30 protein-coding genes are annotated in these 26,480 nt (G+C 73.1%); 23 read left to right on the forward strand and 7 right to left on the reverse strand.

Going from position 1 to position 26,480, the window contains the following annotated elements:
- The first annotated feature begins 1 nt into the window (after position 1).
- The 6 genes from ACU436_RS19160 (at position 2) to ACU436_RS19185 (ending at position 7,246) form a co-directional block, all read left to right on the forward strand.
- Complete coding sequence (locus tag ACU436_RS19160) at positions 2 to 1,741, forward strand: sodium/solute symporter (protein WP_459027124.1); 1,740 nt, start codon at positions 2 to 4, stop codon at positions 1,739 to 1,741.
- Between the two features lie 51 nt (positions 1,742 to 1,792).
- Entirely contained in the window at positions 1,793 to 3,541 is a 1,749-nt protein-coding gene (locus tag ACU436_RS19165; protein WP_459027126.1) for a sodium/solute symporter, read from the forward strand.
- Between the two features lie 319 nt (positions 3,542 to 3,860).
- On the forward strand, positions 3,861 to 4,148 hold the full coding sequence (locus ACU436_RS19170) for a DUF485 domain-containing protein (protein WP_459028143.1): 288 nt from the start codon (positions 3,861 to 3,863) through the stop codon (positions 4,146 to 4,148).
- Positions 4,145 to 5,809, forward strand: a complete 1,665-nt coding sequence (locus ACU436_RS19175; RefSeq protein ID WP_459027128.1) for a solute symporter family protein — start codon at positions 4,145 to 4,147, stop codon at positions 5,807 to 5,809. The genes ACU436_RS19170 and ACU436_RS19175 overlap by 4 nt, the downstream gene beginning before the upstream one ends.
- A gap of 124 nt (positions 5,810 to 5,933) precedes the next feature.
- On the forward strand, positions 5,934 to 6,266 hold the full coding sequence (locus tag ACU436_RS19180; protein WP_459027130.1) for a rhodanese-like domain-containing protein: 333 nt from the start codon (positions 5,934 to 5,936) through the stop codon (positions 6,264 to 6,266).
- A 14-nt stretch (positions 6,267 to 6,280) separates the two neighbouring features.
- Complete coding sequence (locus ACU436_RS19185) at positions 6,281 to 7,246, forward strand: DUF4328 domain-containing protein (RefSeq protein WP_459027132.1); 966 nt, start codon at positions 6,281 to 6,283, stop codon at positions 7,244 to 7,246.
- Here ACU436_RS19185 and ACU436_RS19190 read toward each other — a convergent pair.
- On the reverse strand, positions 7,209 to 8,381 hold the full coding sequence (locus ACU436_RS19190; protein WP_459027134.1) for a cytochrome P450: 1,173 nt from the start codon (positions 8,379 to 8,381) through the stop codon (positions 7,209 to 7,211). The two genes, ACU436_RS19185 and ACU436_RS19190, sit on opposite strands and share 38 nt — an antisense overlap.
- A 75-nt stretch (positions 8,382 to 8,456) precedes the next feature.
- Between ACU436_RS19190 and ACU436_RS19195 the strand changes: the two genes are divergently transcribed.
- On the forward strand, positions 8,457 to 9,398 hold the full coding sequence (locus ACU436_RS19195; RefSeq protein ID WP_459027136.1) for a DUF5926 family protein: 942 nt from the start codon (positions 8,457 to 8,459) through the stop codon (positions 9,396 to 9,398).
- A 75-nt stretch (positions 9,399 to 9,473) separates the two neighbouring features.
- Here the strand turns inward: ACU436_RS19195 and ACU436_RS19200 are convergent, their stop codons facing one another.
- Positions 9,474 to 10,289 (reverse strand): CPBP family intramembrane glutamic endopeptidase, encoded by an 816-nt coding sequence (locus ACU436_RS19200; RefSeq protein WP_459027138.1) that lies wholly within the window; start codon positions 10,287 to 10,289, stop codon positions 9,474 to 9,476.
- A gap of 36 nt (positions 10,290 to 10,325) precedes the next feature.
- Here ACU436_RS19200 and ACU436_RS19205 point away from each other — a divergent pair, with 36 nt between their 5' ends.
- Both ACU436_RS19205 and ACU436_RS19210 read left to right on the forward strand, forming a co-directional pair.
- Positions 10,326 to 10,757 (forward strand): hypothetical protein, encoded by a 432-nt coding sequence (locus ACU436_RS19205; RefSeq protein ID WP_459027140.1) that lies wholly within the window; start codon positions 10,326 to 10,328, stop codon positions 10,755 to 10,757.
- 8 nt (positions 10,758 to 10,765) lie between these two features.
- Entirely contained in the window at positions 10,766 to 11,083 is a 318-nt protein-coding gene (locus ACU436_RS19210) for a DUF3817 domain-containing protein (protein ID WP_459027141.1), read from the forward strand.
- Here the strand turns inward: ACU436_RS19210 and ACU436_RS19215 are convergent.
- Complete coding sequence (locus ACU436_RS19215) at positions 11,076 to 11,885, reverse strand: DUF2470 domain-containing protein (protein ID WP_459027142.1); 810 nt, start codon at positions 11,883 to 11,885, stop codon at positions 11,076 to 11,078. The genes ACU436_RS19210 and ACU436_RS19215 overlap by 8 nt on opposite strands.
- 117 nt (positions 11,886 to 12,002) lie before the next feature.
- Between ACU436_RS19215 and ACU436_RS19220 the strand changes: the two genes are divergently transcribed.
- Positions 12,003 to 12,881: a hypothetical protein gene (locus tag ACU436_RS19220; protein ID WP_459027144.1), complete on the forward strand. Its 879-nt coding sequence runs from the start codon at positions 12,003 to 12,005 to the stop codon at positions 12,879 to 12,881.
- A gap of 207 nt (positions 12,882 to 13,088) precedes the next feature.
- Here ACU436_RS19220 and ACU436_RS19225 read toward each other — a convergent pair whose 3' ends face one another.
- Positions 13,089 to 13,631, reverse strand: coding sequence for a macro domain-containing protein (locus ACU436_RS19225; protein ID WP_459027146.1), 543 nt, complete (start codon positions 13,629 to 13,631; stop codon positions 13,089 to 13,091).
- 22 nt (positions 13,632 to 13,653) lie between these two features.
- Here ACU436_RS19225 and pheA point away from each other — a divergent pair, with 22 nt between their 5' ends.
- Both pheA and ACU436_RS19235 read left to right on the forward strand, forming a co-directional pair.
- Positions 13,654 to 14,598, forward strand: a complete 945-nt coding sequence (pheA, locus tag ACU436_RS19230) for a prephenate dehydratase (protein ID WP_459027148.1) — start codon at positions 13,654 to 13,656, stop codon at positions 14,596 to 14,598.
- The gene (locus ACU436_RS19235) at positions 14,595 to 15,242 is read left to right on the forward strand and encodes a histidine phosphatase family protein (protein ID WP_459027149.1); all 648 of its coding nucleotides are present in this window, start codon (positions 14,595 to 14,597) and stop codon (positions 15,240 to 15,242) included. Before pheA ends, ACU436_RS19235 begins: the two co-directional genes overlap by 4 nt.
- A gap of 10 nt (positions 15,243 to 15,252) precedes the next feature.
- Here the strand turns inward: ACU436_RS19235 and ACU436_RS19240 are convergent, their stop codons facing one another.
- On the reverse strand, positions 15,253 to 15,591 hold the full coding sequence (locus tag ACU436_RS19240; RefSeq protein WP_459027151.1) for a metallopeptidase family protein: 339 nt from the start codon (positions 15,589 to 15,591) through the stop codon (positions 15,253 to 15,255).
- A 47-nt stretch (positions 15,592 to 15,638) separates the two neighbouring features.
- Positions 15,639 to 17,045, reverse strand: coding sequence for a septum formation family protein (locus ACU436_RS19245; protein ID WP_459027152.1), 1,407 nt, complete (start codon positions 17,043 to 17,045; stop codon positions 15,639 to 15,641).
- Between the two features lie 183 nt (positions 17,046 to 17,228).
- Here ACU436_RS19245 and ACU436_RS19250 point away from each other — a divergent pair, with 183 nt between their 5' ends.
- From ACU436_RS19250 to rfbB, 11 genes are all read left to right on the forward strand, one after another.
- On the forward strand, positions 17,229 to 17,858 hold the full coding sequence (locus ACU436_RS19250; protein ID WP_459027154.1) for a hypothetical protein: 630 nt from the start codon (positions 17,229 to 17,231) through the stop codon (positions 17,856 to 17,858).
- Positions 17,858 to 19,024 (forward strand): glutathionylspermidine synthase family protein, encoded by a 1,167-nt coding sequence (locus tag ACU436_RS19255; protein ID WP_459027155.1) that lies wholly within the window; start codon positions 17,858 to 17,860, stop codon positions 19,022 to 19,024. Before ACU436_RS19250 ends, ACU436_RS19255 begins: the two co-directional genes overlap by 1 nt.
- An 11-nt stretch (positions 19,025 to 19,035) precedes the next feature.
- Positions 19,036 to 19,497, forward strand: a complete 462-nt coding sequence (locus ACU436_RS19260) for a DUF350 domain-containing protein (RefSeq protein ID WP_459027157.1) — start codon at positions 19,036 to 19,038, stop codon at positions 19,495 to 19,497.
- A 67-nt stretch (positions 19,498 to 19,564) separates the two neighbouring features.
- Complete coding sequence (locus ACU436_RS19265; protein ID WP_459027159.1) at positions 19,565 to 19,825, forward strand: type II toxin-antitoxin system Phd/YefM family antitoxin; 261 nt, start codon at positions 19,565 to 19,567, stop codon at positions 19,823 to 19,825.
- Positions 19,822 to 20,214 (forward strand): PIN domain-containing protein, encoded by a 393-nt coding sequence (locus ACU436_RS19270; protein WP_459027161.1) that lies wholly within the window; start codon positions 19,822 to 19,824, stop codon positions 20,212 to 20,214. The genes ACU436_RS19265 and ACU436_RS19270 overlap by 4 nt, the downstream gene beginning before the upstream one ends.
- Positions 20,215 to 20,240: 26 nt before the next feature.
- Positions 20,241 to 21,284 (forward strand): MerR family transcriptional regulator, encoded by a 1,044-nt coding sequence (locus ACU436_RS19275; protein WP_459027163.1) that lies wholly within the window; start codon positions 20,241 to 20,243, stop codon positions 21,282 to 21,284.
- 46 nt (positions 21,285 to 21,330) lie between these two features.
- A complete protein-coding gene (locus ACU436_RS19280) occupies positions 21,331 to 22,125 on the forward strand; it encodes an HAD family hydrolase (protein WP_459027165.1) in 795 nt (264 codons plus the stop codon).
- Between the two features lie 136 nt (positions 22,126 to 22,261).
- On the forward strand, positions 22,262 to 22,843 hold the full coding sequence (locus ACU436_RS19285) for a phosphatase PAP2 family protein (protein ID WP_459027167.1): 582 nt from the start codon (positions 22,262 to 22,264) through the stop codon (positions 22,841 to 22,843).
- Positions 22,840 to 23,766, forward strand: a complete 927-nt coding sequence (locus ACU436_RS19290) for a decaprenyl-phosphate phosphoribosyltransferase (RefSeq protein ID WP_459027169.1) — start codon at positions 22,840 to 22,842, stop codon at positions 23,764 to 23,766. The genes ACU436_RS19285 and ACU436_RS19290 overlap by 4 nt, the downstream gene beginning before the upstream one ends.
- A 9-nt stretch (positions 23,767 to 23,775) precedes the next feature.
- Positions 23,776 to 24,663: a glucose-1-phosphate thymidylyltransferase RfbA gene (gene rfbA / locus ACU436_RS19295; protein WP_459027171.1), complete on the forward strand. Its 888-nt coding sequence runs from the start codon at positions 23,776 to 23,778 to the stop codon at positions 24,661 to 24,663.
- A gap of 9 nt (positions 24,664 to 24,672) precedes the next feature.
- Positions 24,673 to 25,653 carry a dTDP-glucose 4,6-dehydratase gene (gene rfbB, locus ACU436_RS19300; protein WP_459027173.1) on the forward strand — a complete coding sequence of 327 codons (981 nt, stop codon included), beginning with the start codon at positions 24,673 to 24,675 and terminating at the stop codon, positions 25,651 to 25,653.
- Here rfbB and rfbD read toward each other — a convergent pair.
- Positions 25,634 to 26,479 carry a dTDP-4-dehydrorhamnose reductase gene (gene rfbD, locus ACU436_RS19305; protein ID WP_459027175.1) on the reverse strand — a complete coding sequence of 282 codons (846 nt, stop codon included), beginning with the start codon at positions 26,477 to 26,479 and terminating at the stop codon, positions 25,634 to 25,636. The two genes, rfbB and rfbD, sit on opposite strands and share 20 nt — an antisense overlap.
- Position 26,480 lies beyond the last annotated feature (1 nt).

The raw sequence follows: 26,480 nt of genomic DNA on the forward strand, positions 1-26,480 counted from the left end.
GGTGCCCACCCCTGCTCTCGTAGCGCTCTGCGCGATCGGGCTGGTCGGGCTCGCCTCGGCGCTGATCGGCTCGTACGGCGTCCGCATGGCGCGCAGCACGTCGGACTTCCTGGTGGCGTCGCGCACCGTCGGGCCGGTGGCCAACGCGGGTGCCATCTCCGGGGAGTACCTGTCGGCGGCATCGTTCCTGGGCATCGCGGGCCTGATCCTGCGGGAAGGCGCCGACGCGCTCTGGTACCCGGCCGCCTTCGTCGCGGGATACCTCGCCCTGCTGCTGTTCGTGGCGGCCCCGCTGCGCCGCTCCGGCGCTCACACGGTGCCGGACTTCGCCGAGCTGCGCCTCGCGTCCCCGGCACTGCGCCGGCTGTGCACGGTGTTCGTGCTGATGATCGGTTGGCTGTACCTGCTGCCGCAGCTGCAGGGCGCCGGCCTCGCGCTCACCACGCTCACCGGCCTGCCCGCCTGGAGCGGGATCGCCGGGGCGGGCGTCGTCGTGCTGCTCACCGTCGTCGGCGGCGGGATGCGCTCGATCACGTTCGTGCAGGCGTTCCAGTACTGGCTCAAGCTCACGGCCCTCCTCGTGCCCGCCCTCGTGGTGGGCGGCATGTTCATGAACGACACCCGCAGCTTCGACCGGCCGACGTCCCCGCAGTTCGTGCAGGACATGACCGTGGACGTGCGCACCGACGTCGTGCTCGACGTGACGGAGCCGGTGCAGGTGTGGGTCGACGGCGGCGTGAACGGCAGCCGGGTGCGGGGTGACACCACGTGGCCGGCCGGGCGGTACGAGGTGGACGAGGGCACGACGCTGAGGTTCACGGCGGGTTCGGCCGTGCCCACCGTCGACGGCTCGCCCACCACCGACCGCCAGTGGCTCGAACCGATGACGGGCGGTGCCGCCGACCAGCTGCTGTCGATCTACTCGGTCCTCATCGCCGGCTTCCTCGGCACGATGGGCCTACCCCATGTGCTGGTGCGCTTCTACACGAACCCGGACGGAACCGCCGCCCGCCGCACGACGGTGATCGTGCTCGGCATGATCGGTGTGTTCTACGTGCTCGTCACGCTGCTGGGCGCGCTCACCCGCCTCTACACACCCCAGCTCCTGGTGAGCGGCGACACGGACGCGGCCGTGCTGCTCGTGCCGACCGCGGTGCTCGGTCAGGGGTGGGCGGGCTGGGTGCTGGGCGGGCTGGTGGCTGCCGGCGCCGCGGCCGCGTTCCTGTCGACGTCGTCCGGGCTCGTCGTCAGCCTGGCCGGAGTGCTGTTCACCGACGTGCTGAGGGGACGGTGGACCGACTTCCGGCTGGCCGCCGGGCTCTCGGTCGTCGTGCCGCTGGCGCTCGCCCTGGGCGTGACGCGGCTGGACTTCGCGCTGACCGTGCCGCTGGTCTTCGCGGTGGCCGCCGCGACGTTCTGCCCGCTGCTCGTGCTCGGCATCTGGTGGCGGGGCCTCACCTCGGCAGGCGCGATCGCCGGCGTGCTCGTCGGCGGCTGCCTTTCCGCCGTGTCCGTCATGGTGTCGCTGTTCGCGGTGGTGCCGCAGGGGTGGGTCGGGGTGCTGCTCTACCGCCCGGCCGCAGTCACCGTGCCCGCCGCGTTCCTCACGATGATCCTGGTGAGCCGGTTCACCCGCACCTCGATCCCGCGCGACGTCGACCGGTCCCTGATGATCCTGCACGCTCCGGAGCAGCTCGGCCTCTCCCGGGACCGGTTCGACCCACCCGCTCAGAGGCGATGACCGACGAAGGTGTAGTGGTGGCATGGGCACCGCGTTGACATAGTGTTTCCCGTGACGACGACCGGCATCATCGCCATCGCGGCCATCGGCCTCGTGGCGGTGGCGTCGGCCGTGATCGGGTCGCTCGGGGTGCGGGTGGCGCGCAGCACGTCGGACTTCTTCGTGGCGTCGCGCACGGTCGGCCCGATGGTCAACGCGGGGGCGATCTCGGGGGAGTACCTGTCCGCCGCGTCCTTCCTCGGCATCGCGGGCCTCATCCTGCGCGACGGTGTGGACGCGCTCTGGTACCCCGTCGGCTACACCGCCGGCTACCTGGCACTGGTGCTGTTCGTGGCGGCCCCGCTGCGCCGCTCCGGCGCCTACACGGTGCCCGACTTCGCGGAGTTCCGGCTGCGGTCCGGCGTGCTGCGCCGGGTCTGCGCGGTGTTCGTCGTCATCATCGGCTGGCTGTACCTGCTTCCCCAGCTGCAGGGGGCGGGCCTCACCGTCACGACGGTCACGGGGCTGCCGGGCTGGACGGGCGCCGCATTGGCGGCCCTCATCGTCGTTGCCACGGTCGTGCTCGGCGGAATGCGGTCGATCACGTTCGTGCAGGCGTTCCAATACTGGATCAAGCTCACCGCGCTGGCGCTTCCCGCGATCATCGCGTCGATCTTCTTCCTCAGCGACGATCTCACCTTCGACCGGCCGGCCCCGCCGCAGTTCCCCGACCACGCGACGGTCGACATCCGCACCGACGTGGAGCTGCAGGTGGCGGAGCCGGTCGAGTTCACCGCCACCGGTGTGGTCGACGGCCGGCAGGTCGTCGACGGGCCCGTCCGCTGGGAGACCGGGCTGCACACGGTCGCGGAGGGGGCGCAGCTGGAGTTCCCGGCCGGCGCGGCGGTGCCGATCGTGGCGGGGGCGCCGGCGTCGGACGCCACGTGGCTCGCGCCGTTCCCGGAGGGGCGTGAGCACGGCCTGCTCGCCACGTACTCGCTGATCATTGCGCTGTTCCTCGGCACGATGGGCCTGCCGCACGTGCTCGTGCGCTTCTACACCAACCCGGACGGGCGGGCGGCCCGCCGCAGCGCGGTGTTCGTGCTAGCGCTCCTCGGCTGCTTCTACCTGGCGGTCACGCTGCTCGGCGCGCTGTCGCGGCTCTACACGCCGCAACTGCTCGTCAACGGTGACACCGACGCGGCCGTGCTGCTGCTGCCGTCCGCCGTGCTCGGCAGCGGGCTGGCCGGGGCCCTGCTGGGCGGGCTGGTGGCGGCCGGCGCGTGGGCCGCGTTCCTGTCCACCTCGTCCGGGCTGGTCGTGAGCGTCGCCGGCGTGCTGTCCAGCGACCTCATCGGCAGCAGCCGGGTGCGTGACTTCCGCCTGGCGGCCGTGGTCGCCGGTGCGGTGCCGCTCGGGTTGGCGGTGGGCGTCACGCGGCTGGACTTCTCCGAAGCCGTCGCGCTGGTGTTCGCGGTGGCTGCGTCGACGTTCTGCCCGCTGCTGGTGCTCGGCATCTGGTGGCGCGGCCTCACCGCGGCGGGTGGCGTCGCGGGCGTGCTGGTCGGTGGGATCGGCTCGGCGGGCGCGGTTGCCCTGAGCCTCGCCGGGTTCGCCGAGTCCGGCCCGCTGGGTGTGCTGCTCTACCGGCCTGCGCTCGCCACGGTGCCGGCGGCGTTCGCCACGATGATCGTGGTGAGCAGGATGACCGCCCGGCAACGCCCGGTGGACGCCGACCAGGTACTCCTGCGGCTGCACGCACCCGAGCGGCTCGGCCTGAGCCGGGACCGTCTCGAGGATCGCCAGCGGCCGACCTGGTGAGCCGTTCGGGCCTGAAGATCGGGATCGGTCGCGGTCGGTGTTTCGGTCCGGTACGTCCGAGTCGGCACCGCTGGTCAACCGTTCGTCGACCGCTCGTCCCATTGTCGCCCCGTTGGTCCCGAGCTTGTCGCGACAGTTGCACGACGCCCGCCATCACCCAAGTGGAGTATTCCAGACCGGGAGTGTGACTCAACTATCGTTCGCCCCGTTGTGTCCCGGGAGGCGCGGCGACGATGCAGTGCGCCGACGGAAGAGGAACGGAGACTACGCCGTGAGCGCCACAGGCGAGCGATCGACAGGCGGCACGATCTACGAACAGATGCAAGCCACTCCGGAATTCGCTGAGCTGCGTAGGAAGCTCCGGCGGTTCGTCTTCCCGATGAGCGCCGCCTTCCTCGTCTGGTACCTGATCTACGTGCTGCTGGCGTCGTACGCGCCGGCATTCATGTCGATCAAGGTATTCGGCAACATCAACATTGGTCTGATCATCGGTCTCCTGCAGTTCGTGACCACGTTCGCGATCACCACGGCCTACGTGAGCTATGCGAACCGGCACCTCGACCCGGCCGCCGAGAAGATCCGTGAGCAGATCGAAGGTGCTTCGTGACCGTTCTCGCCCAGGCTTCCGCGTCCGGTGGCGTCGGCAGCCCGCTACTGAACATCAGCATCTTCGCCGCGTTCGTCGTGGTGACGCTGGTCGTGGTGTTCCGCGCCAGCGGGAACAACCGGACCGCGTCGGACTACTACGCGGCGGGCCGCGCGTTCACGGGTCCGCAGAACGGCGTGGCGATCGCGGGTGACTACCTGTCGGCCGCGTCGTTCCTCGGTATCGCCGGTGCGATCGCGGTGAACGGCTACGACGGGTTCCTCTACTCGATCGGTTTCCTGGTGGCGTGGCTGGTGGCGCTGCTGCTGGTGGCCGAACTGTTGCGCAACACCGGCAAGTTCACGATGGGCGACGTGCTGAGCTTCCGGATGCGGCAGCGCCCGGTGCGCGCCGCGTCGGCGACGTCCACGCTGGTGGTGTCGTTCTTCTACCTGCTCGCGCAGATGGCCGGTGCGGGCGCGCTCATCACGCTGCTGCTCGGGATCGACAACGACAACGTCGTCGGGCAGGGCATCGTCATCGCCATCGTCGGGGCCCTGATGATCACCTACGTGCTCGTCGGCGGGATGAAGGGCACCACCTGGGTGCAGATCATCAAGGCGACGCTGCTGATGATCGGCGCCGCGGTGATCACGATCTGGGTCCTGGGGAAGTTCGGGTTCAACCTCTCGGCACTGCTCGGCCAGGCCGTCGACGCCAACCCGTCGGTCACCAGCTCGTCGGGCACCACCAAGGAGCTCGGCGACAAGCTGCTCAACCCGGGGCTCGCCTACGGCGCCACCGCGCTCTCGAAGATCGACTTCATCTCGCTGTCGCTCGCGCTCGTGCTCGGTACGGCGGGCCTGCCGCACATCCTGATGCGCTTCTACACGGTGCCCAGCGCCAAGGAGGCACGTCGCTCCGTGGTGTGGGCGATCTGGCTGATCGGCCTGTTCTACCTGTTCTCGCTGGTGCTGGGCTACGGGGCGGGTGCGCTGGTGCCCGGTGGCGCACAGACGATCAGCAGCGCGCCCGGGGGCACCAACTCGGCCGCACCGCTGCTCGCCTACGAGCTGGGCGGCGTGGTTCTGCTCGGGATCATCTCGGCGATCGCGTTCGCCACGATCCTCGCGGTCGTGGCCGGCCTGACGATCGCGGCGTCCGCCTCGTTCGCGCACGACCTGTACGCGAACGTCATCAAGAAGGGTCAGACCGCGCCGGACGCCGAGGTGCGGGTGGCCCGCATCACGGCGGTCGTGGTGGGCATCCTGGCCATCGCGGCCGGCGTGCTGGCCCGCAACCAGAACATCGCGTTCCTGGTGGCGCTCGCGTTCGCGGTGGCCGCGTCGGCGAACCTGCCGACGATCCTCTACTCGCTGTTCTGGAAGAAGTTCAACACCACCGGCGCGCTGTGGAGCATCTACGGCGGCCTGGGGTCCTGCGTCCTGCTGATCATCTTCTCGCCCGCCGTCTCCGGCAAGGCGACGTCGATGATCCCGAACGCGGACTTCGACCTGTTCCCGCTGGCCAACCCCGGCCTGGTGTCGATCCCGCTCTCGTTCGTCCTGGGCGTCGTCGGCACCTACGTGGGCGGTCGGCAGCCCGTCGAGGAGGGCAAGTACGCCGAGATGGAGGTCCGGTCGCTCACGGGTGCCGGATCCGAGAAGGCCGTCTCGCACTGACCCGAACGCACCACGGCGGCGCCCGGCCCACGCGGCCGGGCGCCGCCGGGGACGGTGAGCCGGCGGGGTGGGTAGGTGCTGCGGTCACCGGGTTGTGACGTCCCCGCGTGCGAGGATTGAGGGCATGACCGGTCCAGCCGTCCCGGCGATGGCGGTGGAGCAACTGCCGCCCGACGCCGCTCTGCTCGACGTCCGCGAGTCCGACGAGTGGGTCGCGGGCCACGCGCCCGGCGCCACCCACCTGCCGATGTCCGAGCTCACCTCCCGGATGGACGAACTGCCCGACGCCGACCCGCTCTACGTCGTCTGCCGCTCCGGCGGCCGCTCCGCCCGCGTGGTCGCCTACCTGTCCGGGCAGGGCTACCCGGCGGTCAACGTCGAGGGCGGGATGCAGGCGTGGGCCCGGCAGGGCCGCGAGGTGGTCGCCGACGGCGGCACCCAACCGCAGATCGTCTAGGACGGCGATCCCCAGTGCAGCCACCGGTTCCCGGAGCGGAGGAGACCGCCACCGGCCCGCCCTGCCCGCGCTGCGGGCGTCGCGCCCCGGCCGGTGGTGGGCCGTTCTGCCCGTTCTGCGGCCGCTACCTGGCCGCCCTGCGCTGGGTGGCCGAGCCTCCACCCGGCGCCACGCCGGCCCGGCCGGTATCCGTGCGCACCCGCTACACCGGGCCGCCGCGGTACCGCCTGCTCCCCCGCTGGGGGTTCCCGCTCGGCCCGTGGAAGCCCCCGGAGCCGGAGCAGGAGCGCCCGGACCCCCTGACCGCCGCGCGGTCCGTCGTGGGCTCGCTGGTGCCGTTGCTGTGGGCCACGGCCGCGGTGGCACTGCTCGCCGCGGGCGCCGAGGTGTGGCGGTACGTCCTCCTGCTGGACAGCCGGGAGGGCGCGCTCACGGCCGAGTCCGTGGCGGCCTCGGACGCGCTCGTCGCGTCCGCCGGCACCGTCGCCCCCATCCTGAGCCTGGTGGTCGGCGTGCTGATGGTGCTGTGGACCGTGCGCGCCGCACAGGCGGCGGCCGACCGGGCACGGGTCCGGCCGTCCCGGTCCACACGCATGATCGTGCTCGGCTGGCTGGTGCCCGGGCTGAACCTCTCGATACCCGGGTCCGTGCTCGCCGAGATCGAGCACAGCGCCATCGGGCTGCCGGTGCAGCGGCGGCCGCGGCCGTCGCGGCTGGTGCTCGTCTGGTGGGGGCTGTGGGCGGCGAGCGTCGTGCTCACCGTGGTCGTGCTGCTGTGGTCGCTGCGCGACGGCGTGCAGGCCCGCGCCGACGGCGTCGTGCTGCACGCCGTGCTCGACCTGCTCGCGGCGGTCACCGCCGGCGTCACGGCGCGGCTGGTGCTCCGGATCACCCGGCTGCTCGCCCCCGTCGCGCCCCGCAGGCGCGAGGTGCTGATGCGCGTCACGTCGCCAGCCGCAGCTCCCGCAGCCCACGCATGACGAAGTCCGGCCGCCGCGGCGGCTCGGCCGCGAGGCGCATGCCCGGCAGCGCGCGGCGCAGCGCGTCCAGCGTGGCGGCGACCTCCACGCGCGCGAGCGGGGCGCCGAGGCAGTAGTGCACGCCCGCCCCGAACCCGAGGTGCGGGTTCGGCCGCCGGCCCACGTCGAGATCGTCCGGGCGGGAGAACACCGCCGCGTCCCGGGCAGCGGCGCCGAGCAGGGCGGCGATCTTCGTGCCGGCCGGCACCGGATGGCCGGCCACGACCGTGTCCGCCACCGCCGTGCGCTCGAACAGCTGCAGGGGCGGGTCGTAGCGGATGAGCTCCTCGACCGCGGTCGCGTCGAGACCGGGATCGGCGACCAGCCGGCGCCACTGCCCGGGGTGGCGCAGCAGGGCGAGCACCCCGTTCCCGATCACGTTGACCGTGGCCTCGTGGCCCGCCATGAGCAGCAGAGCGGCCGTGCCGACCAGCTCGTCGGCGCCCAGGTCGGCGTCGAGCAGGTCGGTGACGAGGTCGTCGCCCGGGTGCCGGCGGCGATGGGCGGCGAGCCCGCGCAGCGCCTCGACGAACTCGGCCGCCGCCCGCTCGGCCGCCGCGCGCCGGACCCGGCCGGGGTCCGGCTCGTACATCGTGACGATCGTGTTGGACCAGCCGCGCAGCGCCGAACGCTCCGGCTCCGGCACGCCGAGCAGCTCGGCGATCACCTCCACCGGCAGAACGGCCGCGACGCCCGCCATCAGGTCGGCGCTGCCGTCGACGCGGACCCGCTCGGCGAGCCGGCCGACGAGCCCGTCGGCGAGCGCCCGGACCCGCGGCTCCAGCCGGGCCGTGTGGCCACGGTTGAAGGCGCCCGCCACCAGCCGGCGCAGCCGGTCGTGCGGTGGGCCCTCGCGTTCGAGCAGCGAGTTGCGGTGCAGCAGGTTGAAGGCGGCGAACTCCGCGGCCGGCTGGGCGTCCACCCAGATCCGGCCGAGGTCACGCCCGCGCAGCACCTCGGAGCACGCCGCGTGCGACACCGCGACCGGGATCCCCAGCAGCGGGTGCTCGTGCACCTGGCGCTGCGCGCGCAGCGCGGCGAAGGTCGGGTAGGGGTCGGCGAGGAAGTCCGGATCACCCGGATCGAATGGGGTCATGGCGGTACCATCCTGCTCCGCGCCGGCGAGGTACGTGTCGGGCTCCCGGCGGGGGGTACTAGCGTCTTCGGCACCATGGCCAAGAAGACACGTGCCAAGACGGCGGCGCCCGCGGGTGAGAACCCCCGCCGCCCCTGTCCCTGCGGTTCGGGCAAGCGGTACAAGGCGTGCCACGGCGCCGGTGACGACGTCATCGTCATCCGGCCGTTCGAGGGTCTCGCGGCGGAGTGCGACCTGGTCGCGATGCGCGAGTTCCTGCCGTCGGCCACGGCGCCGCTGCCGCTGCGCGAGCCCGGCGACGCCCCGGCCACGCTCGCCACCGTGCTGCCGGGCGCCGCCGCGGCCCTCGTGCGTCCGGACGGCTCGATCCTCATCGGTATGCAGGTGCAGGCGCACTCCGGCGACCTGTCGGCCGACCTGGCGAAGGCCCTGCGCTGGGCGCAGGCGGCCGAACCGGGAACGGCGCTGCCGGTCGTCGGCCCCGGGGTCACCGGAGAGCTGGTGCGCCTGCAGGACGTGCTCGACCCGGAGGCCACGCTCGACGTCACCGTGCACGCGGACTTCGGCTGGTGGATCCCCCCGGCCGAGGACGGCTCGGAGCCCGGCTCCGACGTCACCGCGTCCCTGGAACGCGCCAACAAGGCGATCATGCCGACCGAGCCGGTACCGGCACCGGGTGTCCGGGCCGCCTACTGGGTGGACACCGGTTCGAAGGCCCACCTGCGGTGGGTGCGCCCGGAGCCGGAGGAGGCCCTGTTGGCGGCGCTGGCCCGGTTGCAGGCCCGGGGTGAGCTGGCGCTCGCCGAGGACGCCCGGTACGCCGGGTCGTTCCGGGCGCACGGCCTGCTCGTGCCCGTGTGGGACCTCGACCGCGAGCTGCACGCAAAGGAGTGGAGCGAGCCGGTGGCCGCCTTCGCGGAACGCCTGGAGGCCGCGCTCGCCGAGAACGCCCCCTTCACCGATGCCGAGCGCCGCGCCCGCGACGCCCTGGCCGGCAAGCAGATCACCCTGCGCTAGCCGCTCGCACACCAACATGCGCGTCCGCACAGCAACTGCAGTTGGTGTGCCGGCGCCGAAGTTGGTGTGTGAGCCTCACGGGAGCCAGGCGACACGGCCGGAGAGGGCGGCGTAGCCGACGAAGGCCACGATGTCGATCAAGGCGTGGCCGCCGACCAGCATCCACAGGCGGTTGGTGCGCTGCCACACCCGGCCGAACACCAGCCCCATGACGATGTTCCCGATGAACCCGCCGAGCCCCTGGTAGAGGTGGTAGCCGCCGCGCAGCACGGCCTGGGCGAGCAGCGACCCGTTCTCCGACCAGCCGAGCTGGCGCAGCCGCGTGATCAGGTAGGCGACCATCACCACCTCCTCGGCCCAGCTGTTCGCGGCGGCGGACATCAGCAGCACCGGCACCCGCCACCAGGTGTCGTCGAGCGTGGTGGGCGCGATCGTCACGCTCACCCCGATCGCCCGCGCGAACAGGTACAGGCCCAGGCCGGGCACGCCGATCAGCGCGGCCAGACCGGCCGAGCCCAGCGCGTCGCGGCCCGGCCGGCGCCGGTCGAGCCCGACGTCGCGCATCGCGAAGCCGGCGCGCAGCAGCAGGTAGGCGCCCAGCGCGCCCCAGCCGACGAGCTGGAGCACGCGCGTGAGCTGCAGCGCGAGGTCGATGAGCCCGAGCTGCGCCGCCGGCGCGTTCAGCGCCACCTGCTGCTCGTTGAGGGGTACCGGCTGCATCACGGCGTCGAGCAGGGCCAGACCGCTGCGCACGGCGGACAGCCCCAGCGTCACCGTCAGGACGACCAGCACCTCCAGACCGACGAGCCGGCGGGTCCGCGGGTCGGTCAGCGGGGGTGTTCCGGGTGGCGGCGGGGAGATCCAGTCCCGGAGGGTGGTCGAGCGGGGCACGGTCGCGGACCCTACCCAGCAGGTAATCTGCTTGGTGTGCGGCGGCTGATCCTCTCTCCGAGGTGGATGGTCTGGCACGTGGTCACGCTCGGCGCCATGGTCACGTGCGGCTTCCTCGCCGCCTGGCAGTGGCACCGCGCCGGGTCCGCCATGGGCAGCGCGCTCAACGTCGGGTACGGGCTGCAGTGGCCGCTCTTCGCCGTGTTCTTCGGCGTGATGTGGTGGCGGATGCTGCGGATGGAGGCGGCGAAGCTGGAGGAGGCCGCGCCGCCCGTCGAGGAGGCCCAGCCCGTCCAGGCGGCGGCCCCGTCCGTTCCGGAGCCGCGCCCGGCCACGCCCGCAGACGCCCCGGCGCCGTTCGGCCCGCGCCCGCGCGACGCCGCACCGCCGTCGGCGGACGACGATCCCGAGCTCGTCGCCTACAACCAGATGCTGGCCGATCTGGCCGCACGCAACCCCGACCGCTGAGAGACATCGTGCCGATCGAGATCGCCCTGATCGCCTACCGCATCGCCGCCTGGGTCACGGGCGTCGGACTGCTCGTCCTCGTGCTGGTGGCGATGCCCATGAAGTACATCTTCGGCCGGCCCGAGCTGGTGGCCATCGTGGGCGTCACCCACGGCTTCCTGTACATGATCTACATCGTCTGCACGCTGCTCCTGGCCGAGCGCGGGCGGTGGAAGCCGCTCGACGCCCTGCTGATCCTCGTGGCGGGCACCATCCCGGTGGCCTCGTTCGTGGCCGAGCGCCGGGTCACCCACCGGGTGCGCGCCGGCCGCTCGCCGGTCAGCTAGCGGGTCGACTCCCGCCGAGCGGGTCGACGTCGGCTCCCCGCCGCATCGGGCACCCGATCAGGTGCTGCATCTGCCTGCGCAGCTCCTCCACGGTCGTGGCCTGCTCGGGCCACGCGATCCGCACGTCGTGGTCGCGGCCGGGGGCCTCGAGGCGCAGGCGCAGGCCGTAGCGGTCCATGCCGAGCGGGCGCAGCCGCGCGTCGCGCAGGTCGCGCAGCGCCGGCGGCAGGTGCCGCGTCAGGACGTCGAGGACGTCCGGGTGCGATTCCTCGAGGTGGGCGAGCCAGTGGCCCTCGTAGCGGCAGAACGGGTCCGGCCAGGCGGCCGCGAGGTCGACGGGGGTGAGTGCGGCGGTGCCCTCGGCGTCGGAGAGCACGGCCGACCCGGGGTCGAGGCGCACGAGGGTGGCGCCGTGGCCCAGCCGCAGCAGGTCCTCGTGCGGGCGCACGTCGGCGACCTGGAGCGCCATCCGCCGGGCGATGTCGGGCTCCGGGGCACGCAACCGGCCGGTGATCCACAGCAGGCCGCGAACCGGTTCCCTGAGCTCGACGGGGGCGTGGTCGGTGATCTCGAGCATCGCCGCGAACTCGCCGCCCGGCGCGTTCCGGATGGCGGTGAGCACGGGTTCGTCGTCGTCCAGCAGCAGGACCGCGGAGCCGTCGGCGCGGACGTGGTGCACGAGCGGTGCGGCCTGGGCGGCACCGGTGCCGACGAGGCTCGCCGTGCCGCCGCGGGCGGCGATGCTGCGGGCGCGCTCGGCGGCCGACGGAGCGGGCGGTCGGCGGGGCCGGGTGGATCCCAACGAGACACCTCCGTGACTTAGGTGAGCCTAAGCTATAGCCTGCTTCGGCGGGTGTCCAGGGCGCGAACGCACGGCCGCTTTCAGGCGGCCGGAGCCCACCCGTTAGCGTCTGGAACCGTGACGACGGCGGCCGGTGCGGATCCCTGGGCCATCCCACCGCTCTTCGCGCAGCTGGTCGACGACACCAGCCTGCTGCAGCCGCGGTCGGTGGCGCCCGGTGTGGACGCCGTCGTATCGCGGTACCTGAGCGCACGTGACGGCCGGTACGGCGGCCTCGTCGGGCAGCTCGTCTGCCCGGTGTCGCGGCTTCCCGCGCTGGTGCAGGAGCTGGCCCGGTCGGTGCCGTCGCGCCCGGTCGACGTGTCGCTCGTGGTCGACACCGGGCTCGGCGCCGTGCCGAAGGCGCTCTCCACGGTCTTCTCGCGCTCGAGCTTGCTGACGCCGCGCACCGTCGAGACCGCGGCACCCCCCGACGTCGATGCGATCTGGCTGGAGCGGGTGTCGGAGTTCGTGCCCGAGGACGTCGTCGCGGTGGTCGAGCCGCGCCGTCCCGCCGGCATCGAGCCCGCTGACATCAGCGCCTGGCTGGGCGCCGTGCGCCGCGTCGCCGAGCACGGATGCGCGCCGAAGCTGCGCTGCGGCGGCCCCCGCGCCTCCGACGTGCCGTCGGTCGCGGAGGTCGAGGAGTTCCTGCACGTGGTCGTCGACACCGGGCGGCCCTTCACCACGCTCGGGCTCCGTCAGGTCGTGCGCGGCGAGGACGACGACCCGCGGCGCCACGGCATCCTCAACCTGCTGGTGGGCGTCGCGCGGGCGCTGGGCGGCGGCGACGTCCGCGAGGCGCTCGAGTCCAGCGACGGCACCGCGCTGGCGAGCGAGGTCAGCGGCCTGTCCGAGCGCGCCGTCAAGGGCGTGCGCGGGCTGCTGTCGCGGTGCGGCTCCGAGCCGGAACCCGTGCCGGCCACGCAGCTCGCCGGGCTCGGCCTGCTGTCCTGATGCCCTGAAGAGCCCCATGTGGTGCTCGGCATCAGGTCGATGTCGAGCGTGATCCCCAGCCTGGGGCTCATCACGGGCGCCGGGTTCTCGGGCTGTACCTGGTCGGCTGCCTCCGGTGGCGCGGGCATGATCATCTGATCAAGCAGCTCCGGTGGAAGAGCGGCCGCCCGAGGACCCGCAGCGTCCCCAGCTCCACCGGGGAGCGGGTCACCCCGCGCCGAGGACCTCGTCCCACGCCGCGCCGACCTGGGTGGCGCAGACGTCCGGGGACAGCCCGCCCACGCCCGTGCCGAGGCCGGGCAGGGCGATCGTGCGTACGGCGTCGCGCACCCGGGTGCCGTCGGGCAGGACGCCGTCGCGCCAGAGCCGCAGCACCGCGCCGGCGGCGGCGCGGGCGGGCCCGCCGTCCGGCGGTAGCCGCTGACCGGGCCGGTTCATCGTCGGCGCGCTCACCAGCCAGGCCGGGCGCTCGACGCCGGTCGGCACGATCACGGCCGCGCCGACCGGCAGCTCGCCTCCGGACGTCGCGCGGACCCGGTCGGAGATGCCCGGGAACCAGCGGGCGTACACGGCGTCGACACCGCCGCCCATGATCCCGAGCGAGTTGGCCGGGCTCACCACGGCGTCGGCGTCCACATCGGTGATCGAGCCCTCGTGCACGACGAGGTCGCCGCGCTCCTCCGCGAGCGCGTGCCAGGCCCGCGCCATCGGTGCGTTCACGGCCACCAGCACCAGCGTCAGGTTGCCCACGGGCCCACAGTAGGGTCGGGACGTGACCCGCATTGCGTTCCTCGGGCCGCGCGCCACCTTCACCGAGCAGGCACTGCGGTCGATGCCCGAGGCCACCGGGGCCGAGCTCATCCCCTCCACCGGCTCGCCTGCCGTGCTGGCCGCCGTGCGGGACGGCTCCGCCGACCTCGGTTGCGTCCCGATCGAGAACTCGGTGGAAGGCGCGGTTCCCGCGGTGCTCGACGGCCTCGTGGTCGACCCGCCGCTGGTGATCGTGCGGGAGGCCGTGCTGCCGGTCCGGTTCGCGCTGCTGGCGCGGCCGGGCACGGGGCTCGGGGACGTTCGCACGGTCGCGTCCCACCCGCACGCCATCGCCCAGACCCGGGAGTGGATCTCCGCCCGGCTGCCGGATGCCGCGGTGCTGATGTCGGCGTCGACGTCCGAGGCGGCCGCGCAGGTGGCCAGGGGCGAGTTCGACGCGGCCGTCTCCGCACCGCTGGCGGCCGAGCAGCACGGTCTGGAGATCCTCGCCGACGACATCGCCGACAACGCGGGAGCGGTCACCCGGTTCGCGCTCGTGTCCCCACCCGGGCCGCCACCGGCACCCAGCGGGCACGACCGCACCTCGCTCGCCGCCACCACGCAGAACCGGCCGGGCGCACTGCTCGGCCTGCTCACGGAGCTCGCCGTGCGCGGTATCGACCTCACGCGCATCGAGTCCCGGCCGATCAAGGACCGGCACGCCGAGTACTGGTTCCACCTCGACTGCACCGGCCACGTCACCGAGCCGGCCATGGGGGAGGCGCTCGCCGCGCTGCACCGCAGGTGCGACCGCGTCCGGTTCCTCGGCTCCTATCCGCGGGCCGCCAACGGCGTCTCGGCGGCGGCTCCCAGCACGTCCCCGCTGCCGATCGGGGGCGCGGACGCCGCCCGGTTCGCGGCGGCCCAGGAGTGGCTCGACTCGCTGCGTGCGGGAGGTGCGACGTGAACGGTGTCCGCCTCGTGATGGCGCGGCACGGCGAGACCGCGGCGAACGCGCAGCACGTGCTCGACACCCGCCCGCCGGGCGCACCGCTGAACGAGCGCGGGCACGCCCAGGCGGCCGCGCTCGGCGGGCGGCTCGCCGCCGATCCCGTCACGGTGGTGTACGCGTCGGTGGCGGTACGCACGCAGCAGACGGCGGCGCCCGTGGCCGCGGCACACGGCCTGGACGTCCAGGTGGCCGAGGGTGTGCACGAGGTGTTCTGCGGCGAGCTCGAAGGCCGGTCCGGCCGCGTGGCCCTGGAAACCTTCATGGGCGTCTACAACGCGTGGTGGACCGGTGATCTGGACGCCCGCCTCCCCGGCGGTGAGTCCGCCCACGACGTCCGGGACCGGTTCCTGCCGACGCTGGACCGCATCCTCGACGGCGCGGTCGGTGACGTCGTGCTCGTGAGCCACGGGGCGGCCATCCGCCTCGCGGCGGCCGCCCTGCTCGGCGACACCGCGGAGACGCGCTTCCTCCCCAACGCCGGGCTGGTGGTGCTGCGCCGCACCGAGGAGGCGGGTGAGAACGGCGGCTGGACGCTCGAGCACTGGGACGGCGCGACGCCCGTCGCCGGGGACGTCACCGCGGGCGGCGCGCCCGACTGAACGGCCGGGCTCAGCCCCAGCCGAGCTCCTGCAGTGCCTCGTCGTCGATCCCGAAGTGGTGCGCCACCTCGTGCACGACGGTCACGGCGACCTCGTGCACCACGTCGTCCTCGTCGTCGCAGATGTCGAGGATGGCGTCCTGGTAGATCGTGATCCGGTCGGGCAGCACGCCGCCGTACTGCGACGTGCGCTCGGTGAGCGCCACACCCTCGTAGAGGCCCAGCAGACCGTCATCGGTGTCGTGGCGGTCGGCGACCAGCACCACGGCGTTGTCCATGGCCGCCGTGAGTTCGGGCGGGATGGTGTCGAGTGCGTCCGAGACGAGCTCCTCGAACTGACGCCGCGTCATGTCCACGACTGGATACTCGCATCGCGAGGGCCGGGCCGCCCTCGACGTCACTGCCCTGCTGCGTCCGCGGGCGTCGCCGGCAGGATGGTGGGCTGGGGTGCCTCGGGCCGCTCGGGCTCCTCCGGCTTGCTCGGGGCGGTCGGCGTGGCCGTGGGGCGCTCGGGCTCCTCGGGCTTGCCGTCGGCCGGCTCGCTGGTGGGTGCCGGGGTGGGCGTCGCCGAGGGGGCCTCCTCGGCGGGCGGGCCGTCCGTCGGCGGTGCGGGAGTGCTCGGCGAGTCCGGGGCGCTGGTGACCGGCGGGGCCGGCTCGTCGCCCACCACGACGTCACCCTTCACCGGGCCGGTGACGGGCGCGAACCCGCTCCGGTCCGGCAGGAGCGCCGCGAGGTTGCAGTTCACCTTGCGGCTGCCGGCGCTCCAGGACTCCTCGGTGAGGTTGTCCCAGTAGACGGTGAGGCCCTTGTCCGAGATGGCGTCGGCGTCGCCCGCGTACTTGCCGGCGACGTCCGCGCACTGCGACTGCAGGTACGCGTCCTGGTCGCCGACGGCCGGGAAGCCCTCGGAGAACTTCTCGGAGAGGTCGACGACCCCGACGGTCTCGACGGCGTGTGGACCCGCGCAGTCGACCGGGTCGCCGATCGTGCGGCCGTCGATGGCGAGGCAGGTGCCGGGATCCTGGACGGACGCCTGGTCGGACTCGGCGGCGCGGCCGGTGAGCGGGAGGAGGGCGCCGGACCGGGATGCGCTCTGCACGCCGCACCGGAGCTCGCGGTCGCCGTCCGCCCACTTGGACGCCGAGGGCTTGAGGGCGCCCACGCGGAAGCGCCCGTCCGGGTCGTACTTGCCGCCCAGGTACTCGACCACCACGGGCTCGCACCGGTCGTTGACCAGTTGGCGCCACTGCCGGTCGTCGGGCAGCGCCATGTCGCTCGCGAGCGTGACCGAGCCGGCCTGCTCGAACAGGTGTGACTGCGCGCAGTCGACGACCTCGGTGTCGGCGGCGTCGGAGCGGCTCCACATCAGGCAGGTGCCCGGGGTGGCGGGCGGCGGGGGCACCTCGTGCGCGTCCGAGCCCGCAGCCGCGGGGAGCGCCGCGAGCGTGCCCAGCACGGGCACCGTGGCGCCGGCGAACGAGTCGAGCGTGGCGACACCCAGCATGGTGAGCGAGCCGACGAGGATGCCGATGACCATGCGCCGCACCAGCCGCGGCTCGGGGGCGCGCGCCGGTGGGGGCGGTGGGGGCGCCGGCCGCGCGGACGGGGCCGGGACGCTGTGGCGACCGGTGCGGGCCGGGCCGGCGTCGCCGTACGTCGCCGCCCGCGCGGCGGCGAGGCGGTTGACGTTCGGCACGACGACGGTGGGCGCATCCCCCGGATGCCGTGCGGGACGCAGGTGTGGGGCACCTGCGTTCTGCGGCATCCGGGGCCGGCCGTGGGGAGCGGTCAGTCGGTCCATGTCGGCCGTCATCATGCCGTTACCTGGGGTCACGTCCAGGGGGAGGGGTGGATCTGCGCGACCATCGGTCGTCGGCGTGCTGCGAACGTCAGCGTTTGCCGGTGGGTGGCATCCAGGTACGGTTCGGCGCGCGGGACGGACCTGTCACCGGCCCGGAGCACGGCCGAAGGGGGGATGGGAGCGGTGCCCGACGAGAGGACCGATGGTGCTGGCGAGCCGGACGAGCAGCCAGACGGTGCAGCGGCACCGGAGGAGAGCACGCGCGGCCGGATGCGGTACCAGGACGAGACCACCACGCCGCGTGAACCCACGCTGGCCGAGCGCCGCGCCCGTGAGGTAGCGGCCCGGCGCGCGGAGGAGGCCGAGCGCGAGGAGGCCGAGGAACGGGAGCGCTCGGCGCGCAAGCGCAAGCGCATCCTGGTCGGCGCCGGTGTCACGGTCGGCGTGGTCGCGCTGATCGCCATCGGGTACTCGGTGGCCCAGCCCGACGAAGAGGTGCAGGCGCAGTGCGTCGGTGAGGACGGCGTGATCGTCGAGGACTCCAACTGCGTCACGCCCGCGAGCGCGAGTGGTGGCTACTACGGGGGCGGCGGCTTCTACCCGATCTTCATCGGTGGCGGTGGCCGGCAGTACCACTACACGTACGGTGGCAGCGGCTCCGTCGGCCAGCACGTGCAGGGCGGCACCACCACGGTGCCGAAGGACGGCACCCGCGTCACCACCTCGTCCGGCAAGACCATCTCGTCCGGCAGCAGCAGCGTGTCGCGGGGTGGGCTGGGCGTCTCCGGCGGTAAGTCGAGCAGCGGGTCCTAGTGGAGAGACACACAGGCGAGCCGCGACCGGGGTGGGAGCGCATCGTCCGCGAACAGGGCATGGTCTTCGACACCCCGGGCCGCGGCGCCGACGGTGGGCCACGGCCGTACTGGGACGAGTCGGTCCACTACACCTTCTCGATGGACGAGGTCCTGTCGCTCGAGGCCGACGTCGAGGTGATCCACGGGATGTGCCTCGAGGCGGTCGACCACGTGGTCACCACCGAGCGGTACCGCGACTTCGCCCTCCCCGAGTGGTGCTGGGAGGCCGTGGCGGCGTCCTGGAAGCGGAGCGACCCGCACGTGTACGGCCGCTTCGACCTGCGCTACGACGGCGGCGGCCCGGCCAAGCTGCTGGAGTACAACGCCGACACCCCCACGTCGCTGCTGGAGGCGTCGCTGCTGCAGTGGTACTGGCTGAAGGACGTGCACCCCGCCGACGACCAGTGGAACTCCCTCCACGAGAAGCTCGTGGAGCGCTGGACCGAGATCAAGGGCAGGCTGCCGAGCAGCGAGATCCACTTCACCTGGTCGGGCAGCGAGACCACGGGCGAGGACCACGTCACCGTCGGCTACCTGCAGGAGACGGCGGCCGAGGCCGGCCTGGACACGGTCGGCCTCGCCATCGAGGACCTCGGCTGGGATGCCGCGCTCGACCGGTTCGTCGACCTCGAAGAAGCGCCCATGTCGGCTGTGTTCAAGCTCTACCCCTGGGAGTGGGCGCTCACCGACCAGTTCGGCAAGAGCGTCGCGCGCAGCCTCCCGGAGACGCTGTGGATCGAGCCGCTGTGGAAGGCGCTGCTGTCGAACAAGGCGCTGCTCGCCGTGCTCTGGGAGATGTACCCCGGGCACCCCAACCTGCTGCCCGCCTACCTCGACCAGCCGGGCCTCCTCACCGAGTACGTCCGCAAGCCGCGACTGGGCCGCGAGGGCGCGAACATCTCGATCGTCGCGCCCGGGATGGAACACCAGACGGGTGGTGTGTACGGCGAGGAGGGGTACGTCTACCAGCTCTTCGATCCGCTCCCCGAGTTCGACGGCTACCGTCCCGCGCTGGGTGCGTGGGTGGTCGGTGACGCCGCGGCCGGACTGGGCATCCGCGAGACCGTCGGGCTGGTCACCGACGACGGCGCGGCGTTCGTACCCCACCGCATCCCCGCAACCTGACGCTCCCCTTCATGGAGGTTTTCGTGACGCTCGCCCAGATCGGTCCGGGTTTCGGCGAGGTGATCGGCCGCGGCATCGGCGCGATCCTGCTGTACGCGGTGCTCGGCGTCCTGCTGATGCTGCTCGGCTTCTACGCCGTCGACATCACCACTCCGGGGAAGCTCAACCGGATGGTCCGCGACGGGCTCCCGAACGCCGTGGCGATCACGTCCGCGGGCATGGTGAGCATGGCGTTCATCGTGGTCGTCGCGATCTACGGATCGAGCGGTGGCCTGCTCGAGGGCCTGCTCTCGTCGCTGATCTTCGGCCTGGTCGGGATCGTGGCGCAGGTCGGCGGCGTGCGGCTCCTGGAGTGGGTCACGGGCATCGACATCGGCGCCGTGCTCGCCGCTGACACCCTCCGGGCCCAGGCCTTCGTCGTCGCGGCGGCTCACCTCGCACTCGGGCTCGTGGTGGCGGTCGCCATCCTCTGAGGCCTGCCGGATCCGCGTCTCCGGCTCGCAAGGCTACAGTTGTGCACTCGAGTGCTACGGTCGTAGCATGTCGAGCGTTCCCTCGCGTGAGCTCCGCAACGACACGGCAGGCGTCCTGCGCCGGGTCGAGGCCGGGGAACGCGTCACGGTCACCGTCAACGGCCGGCCGGTGGCCGAGCTGGTGCCGGTGCAGCGGTCCCGCCGATCCTGGATCCGTCGCGACGAGCTCGTCAGCCGGCTCCGACGGGCGCAGGCGGATCCAGGACTGCGAGACGACCTGGCCCGGCTCGCGGGCGACACGACCGACGACCTTGGGCCGATCCGGTGAAAGGTCTGCTGGACACGAGCGTGTTCATCGCGCTGGAGAGCGGTAGGCCGCTCGACGAGCAGCGGATCCCCGATGAGACGGCGGTGTCCGTCGTGACACTCGCCGAACTGCAGGCCGGTGTGCTGGCCGCTGTGGATGTCGACGTGCGAGCGCGTCGCTTGGCCACCCTCGACGCGGTGAGCGACATCGAGTTGATCGACATCGATGAGTCCGCGGCGCGGACGTGGGCGCGGATGCGAGTGCACGTCGCCGGCAGTGGTCTCCGGGTGAACGTCAACGACCTCTGGATCGCGGCGGTCGCCGCATCCCGCGGCCTCGCGGTCGTGACCCAGGACGACGACTTCGGCCCGGTCGAGGGTGTCGCCGGCCTTCAGGTCGTGCGCGTCTGACGTTTGACCCTCGACCATGTCGAGGCGTGAGGGTCGGTGACGTGGAGAGCTCGAACGGGGTAGCGCGCACGATCGGCCGGATGGCCCGCGAGAGCGGTCTCTCGGTCAGCGCGCTGCGCTTCTACGACGGTGCCGGGGTGCTGACCCCGGCGCGCGTCGACCCGGCCTCCGGCTACCGGTACTACGCACCGGACCAGGTGGTGGTCGCCCGGCTCGTGGCGTCGTTGCGCCGCGTCGGGATGCCGCTGGCCGGGATCCGGGAGGTGCTGGCGCACCGGCACGATCCGGCCGCCGTCGACGCCCTGCTCGACCGGCACCTGCGCCGCCTGGAGCAGGGGTTGGTCGACGCCCGCCGCGAGCTCTCCGCCGTCCGGTCCCTCGTCGCACAGGAGGATCCCGTGCCGTCCACCACCGTCACCGTCCGCGGCTGCGACCTGGGGGCCGCGCTGCGCGCCGTCCGGTTCGCCGTCGGCTCCGACCCGGAGCACCCCGTGCTGTCAGGCGTGCTCCTGGACATCGCGCCGGACGCCCTCACGCTCGTCGCCACCGACCGGTACCGGCTCGCGACGGCGGCCGCGCCCGTCGTCGCGTTCGACGGCCCACCGGTGGAGGCCGTCCTGCCGGTGGGGCTCGTCGACCGGATCCCGCAGGCCGAGACGGTCTCGATCACCGTGGCGGGCGGCTCCGCACGGGTGGTGGCCGGTGCCGAGGTCCTGCACGGCGCGCCGATCGCGGAACGGTTCCCCGACCACCGCAGGCTGCTGCCCGTCGACGACCGGCCGGTGCCCGTCGACGGCGCCGCGCTGCGTGCCGCGGTGGCCGCGGCACCGGCGCGCCGGGTGCGCCGCGACGGCACCGAGTACGAGGTGACGGTCCTGGAGGGCGGGCCGGACGGCGTCCGGGTCACCGACGGCCCCGGTGTGGCGGTGAACCGCGGGTTCCTGCTGGAGGCGCTGGACGCGGGCGGCGGCGGGCAGCTCCTGCTGAGCCTCGACGGCCCGATCGCGCCGCTGGCCATCACCTCGGAGGCGCCGCCGTCGGTCTCGCTACTGATGCCGGTGCGCCTCTGAAGCCGCGAGACCGGGGGCCACACCCGGCGAAACGTAGTCTGGTCCGGTGCAACCTCCCCGCCTCGTCGCCACCGACGTCGACGGCACGCTGCTCGACCCCGACGACCGGGTCTCGCCGCGTGCGCTCGCGGTGGTCGAGCGGCTGGTCGCGGCCGGGGTCGGGTTCGTGCTGGTCACGGGGCGGCCGCCGCGGTGGATCCCGCCCGTCGTGGCGCAGCTGGACGTCGCCTCGCTCGCCGTGTGCGCCAACGGGAGCGTGCTCTACGACGCCGGGGACGACCGCGTGCTGTGGGCCCGCACGCTCGACCCGGACGCGCTCGCCCGGATCGCCGCGGTGGCCGCGGAGACCCTGCCGGGATGCGGGCTCGCGGTCGAGCGGGTGGACCTCGGCGCGCCGTTCGTCGCCGAGCCGGGTTACCGCGACGCCTGGGACAACCGCGACCAGCTCACCACGGACCGTTCCGCGCTGCTGGGCCGACCGGCGGTGAAGCTGCTCATCCGCGACCCGCGGCTGTCCAGCGACGCGATGGTCGCTGCCCTCACACCGGTGATCGGTCACGAGGCCGACCTCACGTTCTCGCACCCGCGCGGGCTCGTGGAGGCCTCCCCGCACGGGGTCACGAAGGCCACGGGTCTCGCCGAGGTGGCGCGCCGGCACGGCGTCCCGGCCGCCGACGTGGTGGCCTTCGGCGACATGCCCAACGACCTGGAGATGCTGCGCTGGGCCGGCCACGGCGTCGCGATGGGCAACGCGCACCCGGCGCTCCTCGAGGTCGCCGACGAGGTCACCGCGAGCAACGCGGAGGACGGTCTGGCGCTCGTCCTGGAGCGATGGTTCTGACACGGTTCTGCCCACACCCGGCTACGCACAGTGACCGGGCGTAGCATCGGGCGACGACAGCGCACTCGGTGCGGCGCCGTGCCGCACCTCTTCCCGCGGATGCACCGCCTGCCACGCCGTACTGGAGGCCCCACCTGTGGCCGAGCTCCTCGACCGCCCCGGCCCGCACGCCGTCCCGACCCTCGAGCCGGACGGCACGGTCGACGTCCCGCCGGTGGCCGGTGAGGTGCGCATCCTGGAGGCCGTGCAGGGTGCGCTCGGGCGGCCGCCCGTGGTGCGGGTCGCGCGCGGGATGTCGTTCTTCGGCGAGCACGCGGCGGGCTGGCTCGCCATGGGCGCGATCGGGGCGCTGGTCGACCGCAGGCGCCGGCGCGACTGGATCGCCGCCACCGCCGCGGTGGCCGTGGCCCACGGGGCGTCGGTCGGGGTCAAGCGCGTGGTGCGCAGGCCGCGGCCGGACGACCCGCGGGTGCGGGTGCACGTCGGCACGCCGAGCAAGCTGAGCTTCCCCTCTGCGCACGCCACCTCCACCACGGCCGCTGCGGTCCTGTTCGGCGCCCTGCTGCGCAAGCCGCTCGCCGTCGCGCTGGTGCCGTCGATGGCGCTCTCGCGGATGGTGCTCGGCGTCCACTACCCCACAGATGTCCTCGCGGGCTCCGCGCTCGGCGCTGCCGTCGCGGTCGCGGCACGCCGGGCCATCCGGAAGGAAAAGCGATGACCAGCACCGACGTGCCCACCGAACAGGCCGTCCCGCCGCCACCCCGCACACCCGTGATCGTGGCGCGGGGCGTGGTGCGCACGATGCGGCCCCGGCAGTGGGTCAAGAACGTCCTGGTGCTGGCCGCGCCGTTCGCGAGCGGCGACCTGTCGCGCGAGGGCATCGTCGTCGAGCTCGCCGTGGCGTTCGTGGCGTTCTCGGTCGCCGCGTCCGGCATCTACCTCATCAACGACGCGAACGACGTGGCCGCGGACCGGGCGCACCCCACGAAGCGCAACCGGCCGATCGCCGCGGGCATCGTCCCGCCGGGCCTCGCCATGGCCGTCGCGGTCGTGCTGCTGCTGGGTTCGCTCGCCCTGAGCCTGCTGGCCAGCGTCCAGCTGGCGGTCGTGCTCGCCGTGTACGTCGCGGTGCAGCTGGGCTACTGCTTCTGGCTCAAGCACCAGGCGGTGCTCGACATCTGCATCGTCGCCTCCGGCTTCCTGCTGCGGGCGATCGCGGGCGGTGCCGCCACCGACATCGTGCTGTCGCAGTGGTTCCTGCTGGTGGCGGGGTTCGGCTCGCTGTTCATGGTGGCGGGCAAGCGGTACGCCGAGATGATGCTCGCCGAGCGCACCGGCGCGAAGATCCGCAAGTCGCTGGAGAGCTACTCGTCGTCGTACCTGCGGTTCGTGTGGGCGCTGTCGGCCACGGTCCTGATCACCACGTACTCGCTGTGGGCCTTCGACATCGGCGTCGTGCGGCACAACCAGATGTGGTCGGTGATCTCGATCGTGCCGTTCGTGATCGCCGTGCTGCGCTACTCCGTGGACGTCGACTCGGGCAACGGCGGCGAGCCGGAGGAGATCGCGCTGGGTGACCGCGTGCTGCAGGTGCTGGCGGTGCTCTGGGTGGGCACGCTCACGCTGGCCGTCTACGTCTGACCGGTGCCGATGAAGGGCATCATCCTGGCCGGCGGGTCGGGCACGCGGCTGCATCCCATCACCCGGGCGGTCTCGAAGCAGCTCCTGCCCGTCTACGACAAGCCGATGGTCTACTACCCGCTGTCGGTGCTCATGCTGGCCGGGATCCGGGACATCCTCGTGATCTCCACCCCGCGGGACGTCCCGGCGTTCCAGCGGCTCCTCGGCGACGGCGGTGAGCTCGGCCTGAGCATCGGCTACGCCGAGCAGCCCGAGCCGAACGGGCTGGCCGAGGCGTTCGTGATCGGCGCCGAGCACGTCGGGTCCGACCCCGCCGCGCTGGTGCTCGGCGACAACATCTTCCACGGGCCGGGCTTCTCCGGCCTGCTGCAGCGCTCGATCGCCGAGATCTCCGCGGGCGAGGCGGGTTGCATCCTGTTCGGCTACGCCGTCCGCGACCCGGAGCGGTACGGCGTCGCGGAGGCGGGCGCCGACGGGCGGCTGCTGTCCATCGAGGAGAAGCCCGAGCTCCCGCGGTCGAACCGTGCGGTCACCGGGCTCTACTTCTACGACAACGACGTGGTCGAGATCGCGGCCGGGCTGGGCCCGTCGGCCCGGGGCGAGCTCGAGATCACCGACGTCAACCGTGCCTACCTGGAGCGTGGCACGGCCCGGCTCGTCGGCCTCGGCCGCGGGTTCGCGTGGCTGGACACCGGTACCCACGAGTCCCTGCTGGAGGCGGGCGAGTACGTGCGGGTGCTGGAGAACCGGCAGGGTGTGCGGATCGCCTGCATCGAGGAGATCGCGATGCGGATGGGCTTCATCGACCCGGCCGCGTGCTACGCGCTGGGCGAGAGCCAGGCGAAGTCGGGCTACGGCGAGTACGTGATGGACGTGGCGAAGTCGTTCGCCGGCTAGGAGGTTGGCGTGCAGGTCCTGGTGACGGGAGGGGCGGGCTTCATCGGCTCGCACTACGTGCGGTCGTTGCTGGCGGGTGCGTACCCGGCCTACGCCGACGCGGACGTCGTGGTGCTCGACCTGCTCACCTACGCGGGCACCCTGTCCAACCTGGCCGGGTGCGCGGCCGATCCGCGGATGCAGTTCGTCCGCGGGGACATCCGCGATCCCGACGTCGTCGCGGGGGTCATGGACGGCACCGACGTCGTGGTGCACTTCGCGGCCGAGTCGCACGTCGACCGCTCGATCGCCGGAGCCGCCGACTTCGTCTCCACGAACGTCGTCGGCACGCAGGTGCTGCTGCAGGCGGCCCTGGAGCGCGGGGTCTCGCGGTTCGTGCACGTGTCCACCGACGAGGTGTACGGCTCGATCGAGGACGGCGCCTGGCCCGAGACGCACCCGCTGGAACCGAACTCGCCGTACTCGGCGTCGAAGGCCGGCTCGGACCTGCTGGCCCGCTCCTTCCACCGCACGCACGGCCTGCCGGTCTGCATCACGCGCTGCTCGAACAACTACGGGCCCCACCAGTTCCCGGAGAAGGTGATCCCGCTGTTCGTCACCAACCTCCTCGACGGGAGGAAGGTGCCGCTCTACGGCGACGGCCTCAACGTCCGCGACTGGCTGCACGTCGACGACCACTGCCGGGGCATCCAGCTCGTGGCGGAGAAGGGCCGTGACGGCGAGGTCTACAACATCGGCGGCGGCACCGAGCTCACCAACGCCGATCTCACGATGCGGCTGCTCGAGGCGGTGGGCGCCGACGAGTCGATGATCGAGCACGTGCCCGACCGCCTGGGCCACGACCGCCGGTACTGCGTGGACTGGACGAAGATCGCCGACGAGCTCGGCTACGCCCCGCGGGTGTCGTTCGACGACGGACTCGCCGCCACCGTCCGCTGGTACACCGAGCACCGCGGTTGGTGGGAACCCCTCAAGAAGCGGACGCCCTGACGTAGTCCGCGAGCCGCTCGCGCCAGTCGGGGAGCGCCACGCCCGCCGCGGCGGCCCGGGACAGGTCGAGCACGCTGTTGCGCGGCCTGCGGGCCGCGTGCGGCTTGTCGGCGAAGTACTCGGCGGTGGTCGTGTCGGTGATCCGCAGGTCGCCGTGCCCGGCCAGCGCGAACGTCGCGCGGGCGACGTCGGCCCACGAGGCGGGCTCGCCGCCACCCGTCACGTGGTAGCTGCCGTACGGGGCGCCGCTCGCCACGAGGTGCACGATCGCGCACGCGAGGTCGGCGGCGAACGTCGGCCGCCCGACCTGGTCGGCCACCACGGACGGCTCGACGCCCTTCTCGGCCAGCCGGAGCATCGTGCGCACGAAGTTGCGGCCGTCGCCCACCACCCAGCTCGGCCGTACCAGGTAGTGCCGGTCGACGGCCCGCACGGCGAGATCCCCCGCGGCCTTCGACGCACCGTAGGCCGACAGCGGGGCCACCGGTGCCTCCTCGCGGTACGGCAGCGCGGACCGGCCGTCGAACACGTACTCGGTGGACAGGTGCACCAGCGTGGAGCCGGTCCGCCGGCAGATCGCGGCGAGCGCGGCCGGACCGGCGGCGTTGGCCCGCCATGCGGCCGCGCGCCCCTCGACGGTCTCGGCACCGTCCACGTCGGTGAACGCCGCGGTGTTGACCACGGTGTCGTAGGCCGCCCAGTCGATCGTCGCGTTCCCGGCGTCGGCGATGTCGAGATCGGCGTGCCGCAGCGCGGTGGCGTCCGGCAGGGCGGCGACCAGCGCCCGCCCGACCTGTCCACCGGCCCCCAGAACCAGAACCCGCACG

Source organism: Pseudonocardia wallangbongensis (genome assembly GCF_054486945.1).

What these genes read in the sequence shown, in the direction of transcription:
- ACU436_RS19190 (WP_459027134.1), bottom strand. Translation starts at nt 8,381, where the DNA reads ATGACCCCATTCGATCCGGGTGATCCGGACTTCCTCGCCGACCCCTAC.
- ACU436_RS19180 (WP_459027130.1), top strand. Translation starts at nt 5,934, where the DNA reads ATGACCGGTCCAGCCGTCCCGGCGATGGCGGTGGAGCAACTGCCGCCC.
- ACU436_RS19245 (WP_459027152.1), bottom strand. Translation starts at nt 17,045, where the DNA reads ATGGACCGACTGACCGCTCCCCACGGCCGGCCCCGGATGCCGCAGAAC.
- ACU436_RS19265 (WP_459027159.1), top strand. Translation starts at nt 19,565, where the DNA reads ATGTCGAGCGTTCCCTCGCGTGAGCTCCGCAACGACACGGCAGGCGTC.
- rfbA (WP_459027171.1), top strand. Translation starts at nt 23,776, where the DNA reads ATGAAGGGCATCATCCTGGCCGGCGGGTCGGGCACGCGGCTGCATCCC.
- ACU436_RS19260 (WP_459027157.1), top strand. Translation starts at nt 19,036, where the DNA reads ATGGAGGTTTTCGTGACGCTCGCCCAGATCGGTCCGGGTTTCGGCGAG.
- ACU436_RS19290 (WP_459027169.1), top strand. Translation starts at nt 22,840, where the DNA reads ATGACCAGCACCGACGTGCCCACCGAACAGGCCGTCCCGCCGCCACCC.
- ACU436_RS19240 (WP_459027151.1), bottom strand. Translation starts at nt 15,591, where the DNA reads ATGACGCGGCGTCAGTTCGAGGAGCTCGTCTCGGACGCACTCGACACC.
- ACU436_RS19195 (WP_459027136.1), top strand. Translation starts at nt 8,457, where the DNA reads ATGGCCAAGAAGACACGTGCCAAGACGGCGGCGCCCGCGGGTGAGAAC.
- ACU436_RS19170 (WP_459028143.1), top strand. Translation starts at nt 3,861, where the DNA reads ATGCAAGCCACTCCGGAATTCGCTGAGCTGCGTAGGAAGCTCCGGCGG.